The 6,984-nt window shown below is 57.1% G+C and carries 7 protein-coding genes and 1 tRNA gene; 4 read left to right on the forward strand and 4 right to left on the reverse strand.

The features are described from left to right. Positions 1–11 precede the first annotated feature (11 nt). From cysN to panC, 4 genes are all read right to left on the reverse strand, one after another. The gene (cysN, locus tag MWU39_RS14465; protein ID WP_247161065.1) at positions 12–1,928 is read right to left on the reverse strand and encodes a sulfate adenylyltransferase subunit CysN; all 1,917 of its coding nucleotides are present in this window, start codon (positions 1,926–1,928) and stop codon (positions 12–14) included. Continuing rightward, positions 1,928–2,830, reverse strand: a complete 903-nt coding sequence (gene cysD / locus MWU39_RS14470) for a sulfate adenylyltransferase subunit CysD (RefSeq protein WP_247161066.1) — start codon at positions 2,828–2,830, stop codon at positions 1,928–1,930. The genes cysN and cysD overlap by 1 nt, the downstream gene beginning before the upstream one ends. 65 nt (positions 2,831–2,895) lie before the next feature. Continuing rightward, a tRNA-Gly gene (locus MWU39_RS14475) sits at positions 2,896–2,969 on the reverse strand. Positions 2,970–3,019: 50 nt separating this feature from the next. Then, positions 3,020–3,883, reverse strand: a complete 864-nt coding sequence (panC, locus tag MWU39_RS14480; RefSeq protein ID WP_247161074.1) for a pantoate--beta-alanine ligase — start codon at positions 3,881–3,883, stop codon at positions 3,020–3,022. A 107-nt stretch (positions 3,884–3,990) separates the two neighbouring features. Between panC and MWU39_RS14485 the strand changes: the two genes are divergently transcribed. The 4 genes from MWU39_RS14485 to MWU39_RS14500 all read left to right on the forward strand — a co-directional run. Beyond that, positions 3,991–4,800 (forward strand): division plane positioning ATPase MipZ, encoded by an 810-nt coding sequence (locus tag MWU39_RS14485; protein WP_247161075.1) that lies wholly within the window; start codon positions 3,991–3,993, stop codon positions 4,798–4,800. Between the two features lie 4 nt (positions 4,801–4,804). Then, the gene (locus MWU39_RS14490) at positions 4,805–5,125 is read left to right on the forward strand and encodes a J domain-containing protein (protein ID WP_247161076.1); all 321 of its coding nucleotides are present in this window, start codon (positions 4,805–4,807) and stop codon (positions 5,123–5,125) included. Between the two features lie 60 nt (positions 5,126–5,185). Next, the gene (locus MWU39_RS14495) at positions 5,186–6,613 is read left to right on the forward strand and encodes a phosphomannomutase/phosphoglucomutase (RefSeq protein WP_247161078.1); all 1,428 of its coding nucleotides are present in this window, start codon (positions 5,186–5,188) and stop codon (positions 6,611–6,613) included. Then, positions 6,603–6,984 (forward strand): hypothetical protein (locus MWU39_RS14500; RefSeq protein WP_247161079.1); only part of this gene is annotated, 382 nt, incomplete at its 3' end. The genes MWU39_RS14495 and MWU39_RS14500, both read left to right, overlap by 11 nt.

Below are 6,984 nucleotides of genomic sequence, written 5' to 3' on the forward strand. Positions count from 1 at the left end.
AGTCGCGGCACTCATTTCAACGGAAGGATTTGCGAGATGATGTATTCCGCCGCCTCAACGGGAGTCATGTCCACTGTATTGACGGTGATTTCGGCGTTCTCCGGCGCTTCATACGGGCTGTCGATGCCCGTGAAGTTCTTTAGTTCACCGCTTCGGGCTTTCTTGTAAAGACCCTTCACATCGCGCTGCTCTGCAACCTCAAGAGGAGTGTCTACAAACACTTCGATGAACTCGCTTTCCGATAACATTTCGCGAACCATCTGACGTTCAGCGCGGAACGGCGAGATGAATGCGGTGAGGACGATCAATCCGGCATCGGTCATCAATCTGGCGACCTCACCAATGCGGCGAATGTTCTCGATCCGGTCAGTTTCGGTAAAGCCCAGATCCTTGTTCAGCCCATGGCGGACGTTGTCGCCGTCCAGCAAGAACGTATGGCGGTTCATCAGAGCGAGCTGCTTTTCCACTTCATTGGCAATCGTCGACTTGCCCGAACCGGAAAGACCAGTGAACCACAGCACGCGCGGCTTCTGGTTCTTCATAGCAGCGTGATCATCGCGCGTGATCGTCGTCGGCTGCCAATGGACATTCTGCGCGCGGCGCAAGCTGAATTCTATCATCCCGGCCGCGACGGTGGCGTTGGTGAACTTGTCAATCAGGATGAAGCCACCCAACTCACGCGACTTGGCATAAGGTTCGAATGTGATCGGCCGGTCGGTCGCAAACTCTGCCACTCCAATGGCGTTCGGCCCCAGCGTCTTTGCCGCCAAATGTTCGAGGCTGTTCACGTCGATTTCGTATTTCGGCGACTGAACAGTTGCGGTGACCATTTGACTGCCGATTTTCAGCCAATACCCGCGACCCGGTTTCATCGCAGTCTCGTCCATCCACACGATTGTCGAGCAGAATTGATCTGAGGCTTCGGGTGGATCGCCCGCTGCAGCTATCACGTCACCGCGGCTGCAATCGACTTCGTCTTCGAGCGTGAGCGTGACAGATTGGCCCGCTACTGCTTCGTCCAGATCCCCATCGAATGTCGTGATGGTTTTGATTGTGCTCGTCTTGCCTGCAGGCACAATCCGGACAGGATCGCCTGTTTTGACGGTGCCACTGGCGATTAGTCCCGCAAATCCGCGGAAATCGAGGTTCGGACGGTTCACCCATTGCACCGGCATGCGGAATGGTCGTTCCTGAGCGGCTGCGCTGGCCAGATCGACATTTTCAAGATGATCAATCAGAGCCGGACCGGAATACCACGGCGTATTATCAGAAGGCGCAGCAGTGATATTGTCGCCCTTAAAGCCAGAAATCGGGATTGCAGTGAAATCCTCAATGCCGACTTCTTTGGCAAACGCTGCATAGTCATCGACGATCGCATCAAAGGTGGCCTGATCGTAATCGACGAGATCCATCTTGTTTACGGCCAAAACCACATGTTTGATGCCAAGCAAGTGCACGAGATAGCTATGGCGCCGCGTTTGAACGAGCACGCCTTTGCGCGCATCGACGAGGATTACAGCGAGATCAGCGGTTGACGCGCCGGTGACCATGTTGCGAGTGTATTGTTCGTGTCCCGGCGTGTCTGCGACGATAAATTTGCGCTTTTCGGTTGTGAAAAACCGATAGGCGACGTCGATCGTGATGCCTTGTTCGCGTTCAGCGGCGAGGCCATCCACGAGCAGCGCAAAGTCAATCTCTTCGCCCTGTGTCCCGACCTTCTTGCTGTCGCTTTCCAGTGCGGCCAATTGATCTTCGAAGATCATCTTGGAATCGTAAAGCAATCGTCCGATCAGCGTCGATTTGCCATCATCCACGCTGCCGCAGGTGATGAAGCGCAGCAGGCTCTTATGCTGGTGCTGGTCAAGATAGGCGTCGATGTCCTCGGCAATGAGGCTGTCGACTTGGAAGCTGGAGTCTTGAGCGGTCATCAGAAGTACCCCTCCTGCTTTTTGTCTTCCATTGAGGCGGACTGACCTTTGTCGATCGCGCGTCCCTGACGCTCTGACCCGGTGGCGAGCAGCATTTCCTGAATGATCAGGTTCATATCGGTCGCCTCGCTTTCCGTCGCCCCGGTCAACGGGTAGCAACCAAGCGTGCGGAACCGAACGGAGCGCTCCACCGGCTCCTCGCCGTTTTCGAACCGGAAGCGATCATCATCAACCACCAGGAGCAATCCATCTCGCGTCACCGTTGGGCGTTTTTGCGACAGATACAGCGGCACGATGTCGATTTTTTCCAGTGCAATATACTGCCAGATGTCGAGCTCGGTCCAATTCGAGATCGGGAAAACCCGAATGCTCTCATCTTTGCTTTTCTTTGCGTTGTAGAGATTCCACAACTCGGGGCGTTGATTTTTGGGGTCCCAACGGTGTGATGCGGTTCGGAAGGAGAACACTCGCTCTTTGGCGCGCGCTTTCTCCTCATCACGGCGTCCGCCACCAAATGCCGCGTCGAAACCGTTTTCTGTCAAAGCGCGTTTCAGTGGATCGGTGAGTTGTGCCTGAGAATACAGCGCACTGCCGGTGTCGAACGGATTGATCCCTTGCTCCTCGGCGTCTTCATTCTGAGCAACGATCAGCTCAAGGCCGTATTCCTTCACCGTCTTGTCGCGGTGCTCCAAAAGCGCCTGAAAATCCCATCCGGATGCCACATGGAGCATCGGGAAGGGAGGAGGTGACGGATAGAATGCTTTGCGCGCAAGGTGCAGCATCACTGACGAGTCCTTGCCCACCGAATACAGCATGACTGGGTTTTCGGCTTCGGCGACGACTTCGCGGAAGATATGGATGCTTTCGGCTTCTAGCCGTTCAAGATGGGTGAGGTTTCGCATGAAATGTCAGCTAGAGCCTATGCGTTGTTCAGCAAACCAAGAAAAGTTTGGGGACCGCCAAGCTCTGGAGCGGGTAAGGGGAATCGAACCCCTCTAGCCAGCTTGGAAGGCTGGAGCATTACCACTATGCTATACCCGCATCTGAGGCCTGCGCCTTTGCCATCATAGGCAGCGCTGCGTCAATGCGAATTATCCAACAGCCATATTGTCAATCAACCGAGTTTTCCCGATCCGCGCCGCCACCAGTATTCGCGCCGGTCGACCTTCGAGCGTCTCGAGTGGCTTTAATGTCTGAGAATCTACGACTTCAATGTAGTCGACTTCGAACCCTGAAAGCTGCAAGTCATCAGCGATTACGGACTTCGCAAGCCATATCTCTTGTTCGCCCTCTCCAATTAGTTTTGCCGCACGCGCAAGAGTTGAAGGCAGAATCGCGGCTGCCTCTCGGTCGGCTCGCGAGAGATACCGGTTCCGGCTCGACATCGCGAGGCCATCGGCTTCGCGCACCGTCGGCACACCAATGATCGAATGCGCCTGTGGCCACGACAAATCCAGATCGCGCGCCATCGCACGAATAACCGCCAATTGCTGAAAATCCTTTTCACCAAAGAACGCCATATCCGGCCGCACTTGATTGAAGAGTTTGCACACAACGGTTGCAACGCCATCAAAATGCCCCGGCCGCGAAGCCCCGCAGAAGCCCTCGCTGACACCTCGAACAGAGACATTGGTGACGAAATTCTCTGGACCGTCTGGGTACATTTCTTCGGGTGTCGGCGCCCAAAGCAGCGCGCACCCGGCGCTTTCGAGCATTTCGGCATCCGCATCGAGCTGGCGCGGATAGGCGTCGAGATCTTCATTCGGCCCGAATTGTGTCGGGTTTACGAAGATCGAGGCGACAACATGGTCGCAAGCGTCGCGGGCGCGCCTGACTAGGGTTAAGTGCCCATCGTGCAGAGCTCCCATGGTCGGCACAAGCGCGATTGTCTCACCGCTTTCTCGTAATTTTGCGACTTTTTTTCTCAACACATCGAGCGTGGTTGCTGTTTGCACCAGTTTGGCTCCCCAGATAACGTTTGGCTTGACATAGACGCTCGCCGCCTGTCCTCACAAGCGCAGCTGCACAGCATCGCTCAAGGTACTTGGATACAATCACCAGAATGGCTCAAACCGCCCACCGTATTGTCTTCGCCAATGAAAAGGGCGGAACCGGCAAATCGACCACGGCGGTCCATGTCGCGGTCGCTCTGTCCTATCTAGGTGCGCGGGTGACGGCTCTTGACCTTGATCCGCGCCAGCGCACCACGCATCGCTATATGGAAAACCGTGTTTCTACGATGGAGAAGCGCGGGATCGACCTGCCAACGCCGCAATGCGAGGTGTTTCGCGGGCGTAGCGAACAGTCGCTTCTGCTCGCGATTGACCGGCTTGAGAAAGACTGTGATTTTCTGATCATCGACAATCCAGGCCGCGATGACCCACTAGCACGGACGGCTGCCGAAAACGCCGATACGCTGGTAACCCCAATGAACGACAGCTTTGTCGATTTCGATCTTATCGGTCAGGTCGATGCGGAAACCTTCAAGGTCAAGAAATTGTCGTTCTTCGCCGAGCTGATTTGGGAAGCGCGGCTCAAGCGCAGCCGGGCAACAGTGCAAGGGCAGCGCCCTGAGATGGATTGGGTCGTCGTCCGCAACCGGACCGGCCATGTCGAGGCACGCAATATGGCCCGGATCGAGCAGGCGCTGACAGAAATGTCCAAGCGAGTTGGCTTTCGGGTGACGCACGGCCTTTCGGAGCGTGTGATTTACCGTGAGCTGTTCCCGTCCGGTCTGACGCTGCTGGACAAGGGCCATCTGGGTGAGCTCGGCACCAGTCATCTGATCGCGCGTCAGGAATTGCGTGCCTTGCTTAAAGCGCTGCATTTGCCTGAAATTCCTCGCCGTGAGCCCGGTTTGGCGTTAGGATAACATCATGCTTCGCATCGCAATCATACTTGCTATAATCTGCATTCTTTTCCGGTGGGCATTTGGCAAATGGCCGTGGCAAGGCCTTGGCGGCAAATCGACCCGCAGTCAGGCGATCTTTCGTGCCCGCAAATTGTTGGGCGTGGAACAAGGGGCCAGCCGGCAGCAGATTCTGGCCGCGCATAAGCGGCTGATCTCTATGGTTCATCCGGATAAGGGCGGCAGCAATGCCGCCGTTCACGAAGCGAATGATGCGCGCGATCTCTTGCTCGATGAACTGCCCGATCGCGGCGCAGATATTGGCAATGACGGTCCATCGCAGGATTGACACATTTGCCGTGCAATGGCGCCCAATAACGATGATGAAAATCACAGGAATACCTACTCAATGACCCATACATTCGATTCCACCGTCCTGCGCGAATATGACATTCGCGGGATCATCGGCGAGACGCTTGGCCCTGATGATGCGCGCGCGATCGGGCGCAGTTTCGGAACATTGCTTACGCGGGCCGGCGGCAAGACAGTGGCTGTCGGATATGATGGCCGCGTCAGCTCACCGATGCTCGAACATGCTTTGATTGAGGGGCTTACCGCGAGCGGCTGCGATGTGGTCCGGATCGGTCTGAGCGCGACCCCGATGCTGTATTACGCCGAGGCTTCAAGCGAAGAGGTGGATGGCGGCATTCAGATAACTGGCAGCCACAATCCCCCCAATTACAACGGCTTCAAAATGGTATTTCAGGGGCGTCCTTTTTTCGGCGCCGATATCCAGAAGCTCGGGGAAATCGCAGCAGCGGGAGACTGGGCTGACGGTGCCGGTGAGGTCAGCACGCGCGACATCATGGGCGAGTATGTCGAGCGCATGCTCGAAGGCCTCTCCGGGATCGACAACAGCGCTCTTAGCGGTCTCAAAGTCGGCTGGGACGCTGGCAACGGTTCTGCCGGCCCCGCTCTCGAAGCGCTCGCTGCCAAGCTCCCCGGGGAGCACCACCTGCTGTTTACCGACGTTGACGGGCATTTTCCAAACCACCATCCTGATCCGACTGTGGAGGCCAATCTGGCCGATCTGCGCGCTCTGGTCGCGGAGAAGAACCTCGATTTCGGAGTGGCTTTTGACGGTGATGGCGACCGGATCGGTGCGATTGACGGCACTGGCCGTGTGATCTGGGGTGATCAATTGCTGATGATCTATGCCGAGGATGTGCTCTCTTCAGAAGGCGGAAAGCATCAGGGCGCCACGATTATCGCGGATGTGAAGGCCAGCCGCGCGCTGTTCGATTCCGTTGCGCAGAACGGCGGCAAGCCACTTATGTGGAAGACGGGCCACTCGCTAATTAAGTCCAAAATGAAGGAAACAGGTTCGCCGCTCGCCGGTGAGATGAGCGGCCACGTGTTCTTTGCCGACACCTATTACGGGTTTGACGACGCACTTTACGCAGGCGTCCGCCTGCTCGCGGCGTCGGCGCGGCTTGGCAAATCGGTGACCGAGCTGCGTTCGGCGATGCCGGATATGCTCAACACACCGGAAATGCGGTTTCAGGTGGATGAGGTTCGTAAGTTCCCCGCAATTGCGGAAATCAGCGAGCGTCTCACCACCAGTCCCGGCCCCGAAGTGGAAGAGGTCAATGCGACCGACGGTGTTCGCGTGAATACCAAGGACGGCTGGTGGCTCCTGCGTGCTTCCAACACGCAAGACGTGCTGGTCGCCCGCGCGGAAAGCGACACGGAAGAGGGGCTCACGCGTCTGCTGGCCCAGATTGACGAGCAGCTAGAATTGTCTGGTCTTGAGCGCGGGGAGAGCGTTGGTCATTAACTCCACATCCGGGCGCGGAAATGGCGATTGGCCGTGGTCCGCGCTTGGAATACTTCAGACCAGCGATAAGGACGCAATCCACGCGGCCTATGCGGCCAAGCGTGCCGAACTCGATGCGCAGGCGATGCGCATCTCTGCCTTTGCCGAACTGACCGAGGCGCGCGAGAAGGCGCTCTTTCTTGCGTCGGAGATACTGCGTGAGGAAGCGCGCGGAGCCCCGGAAAAGTCCGACGATGCGGTTGACGTGGCAGCGTCAGGACAAGCACCCCTCGCCGAACCCGAACCCGAACCCGAACCCGAACCCGAACCCGAACCCGAACCCGAACCCGAACCCGAACCCGAACCCGAACCCGAACCCGAACCCGAACCCG

Source organism: Erythrobacter sp. F6033, assembly GCF_023016005.1.
In the GTDB taxonomy this organism is placed as follows: Bacteria; Pseudomonadota; Alphaproteobacteria; order Sphingomonadales; family Sphingomonadaceae; genus Erythrobacter.